Raw genomic sequence first — 1035 nt, 5'->3', positions numbered from 1 at the left:
GCCGCATTTAGTGCTCGTTGCTGAGAAGTGGCGTTTGCTGTCGGGGATGCGGCTTCCTGTGGGCGACCCCAGCAGAGATGCTCTCGACTAACAGGGGCCGTTGGTTACCGGCATGCCACGGAGTGGAACGTGGAGCTCGGTACGCGAGGGTGGCCCGTGACGTCGGTGTAGAGGACGGTGTCCACGTCGAGTGACTCCAGGTCCGCGACCGTGAAGTCGACCTGGCGCAACTGGGACTGGTGGCCTTGCCCCGAGGCGATCATCAGGTCTTCCGGAGCTGCGGCCGACAACGAGGACCCGGGCCGCGCGGACCAGGCGGCGGGCGGGTGCAGAATGTCTAGCAGGACACTTGAGGTGACGGGCAACGCGGCGTCGAACTGGGCGAGCACCGTGTTTGGTTGCCCTTCACGGTGGGGCCCGTTGATGGTGACGGTCGTGGTGCTACCGCGGCACACTTCGACGACCAGCACCGGAGACCCGGTGGCCGACACCGTGACCCCGACCTGCCCGTTCAGGCCCGCGTCCGGGTCAGCAGGCTCGACGACACTCACCACGACCCAGCCGACAGCCAGGGCACCGCCCAGCGCGAGTCCGATCCAAGAACCCACTCCCGGCAGGCGGGCGCCTCGATCACTGCCCTCACGCCTTCGGAAGTTCAGGGCGACCAGAACGGCTCCGGATGCGGCTGCCACGATCGCGAGGACGAGCAGGGCGCCACCGCCGATGTTGGGCCCACCCCAGGCCAAAGGAAAGTACCCGCGCAACAACCGATCCGCGATGAGCCAGCCCAAACCCACGAGCAGGAGCAGGAATCCACCGAAGCGTGCCCGCCCACGTGACTGATCCGTATCGCGCCTCGCGCGCCCTGACCCGCGGCGAATCATACCCACGCACCAATTCCTACCATCCCCACGCACCAATCCCTACCATCCCCACCTAGCACCACCGGAGTTCACCAGCGCGTGGCCGGGCACCTCACTGTCGATCTGGTTGACACTCGCACCGTGGTGGGTTTCAGTCCGCGTGATGGTCTAG

The 1035-nt window shown here is 66.6% G+C and carries 1 protein-coding gene; it reads right to left on the bottom strand.

Annotated features, from left to right (window positions below):
• Positions 1 to 104 precede the first annotated feature (104 nt).
• Positions 105 to 890, bottom strand: a complete 786-nt coding sequence (locus BA895_RS18075; RefSeq protein WP_175442380.1) for a hypothetical protein — start codon at positions 888 to 890, stop codon at positions 105 to 107.
• Between the last annotated feature and the right edge of the window lie 145 nt (positions 891 to 1035).

The sequence above is a fragment of the Humibacillus sp. DSM 29435 genome, assembly GCF_001758225.1.
GTDB lineage: Bacteria > Actinomycetota > Actinomycetes > Actinomycetales > Dermatophilaceae > DSM-29435.
This window is presented reverse-complemented; position numbering and strand designations above follow the sequence as displayed.